The sequence below is a fragment of the Algoriphagus litoralis genome (genome assembly GCF_003259255.1).
Classification (GTDB): Bacteria; Bacteroidota; Bacteroidia; order Cytophagales; family Cyclobacteriaceae; genus Algoriphagus; species Algoriphagus litoralis.
Map to the genome: position 1 here is coordinate 1 of NZ_QGOL01000045.1, position 722 is coordinate 722.

A 722-nucleotide genomic window follows, 5' to 3' on the forward strand; every position below is an offset into this window, starting at 1 on the left:
TCGGGAGCCAACTTCACCACGCTGGAATTGACTGCAGATCTGACCATCACTCCGGCCACGATTACGGGAATCACCTTTGCAGACGGAAGCTTTGTCTTCGACGGAACTGAGAAGAGCCTTGCAATCACAGGAACTCTTCAGACAAGTACATCTGTAGCCTATACCAATAATGGTAGAACGGATGTAGGAACTCAGGAAGTGACGGCGACGATTACGGGAAGCAATTTCACGACTCTCGTCTTGACTGCAGATCTGACGATCACTCCGGCCACGATTACTGAAATTACCTTTGAAGATCAAAGCTTCGTTTTCGACGGAACGGCTAGGTCTTTGGCGATCTCCGGTAACCTTCCGACAGGCACTTCGGTGGAGTATACGAATAACAGCCGAACCAATGTGGGAACCCAGGAAGTGACGGCGACGATCACAGGATCGAACTTCACCACGCTGGAATTGACTGCATATTTGACCATCACTCCGGCAACGGTTACTGGAATTACCTTTGAAGATCAAAGCTTCGTTTTCGACGGATCGACTAGGTCTTTGGCGATCTCCGGTAACCTTCCGACAGGCACTTCGGTGGCGTATACGAACAACAGCCGAACTAATGTGGGAACCCAGGAAGTGACGGCGACGATCGCGGGCAGCAATTTCACGACTCTCGTCTTGACTGCTGATCTGACGATCAACCCGGCCACGATCACTGGAATTATCTTTGAAGA

Annotated in this window: 1 protein-coding gene; it reads left to right on the forward strand. The window is 50.6% G+C overall.

Annotated features, from left to right (window positions below; translation table 11 throughout):
- On the forward strand, nucleotides 1-722 hold a 722-nt coding region (locus tag DK188_RS21230), incomplete at both ends, for an MBG domain-containing protein (protein ID WP_198673068.1).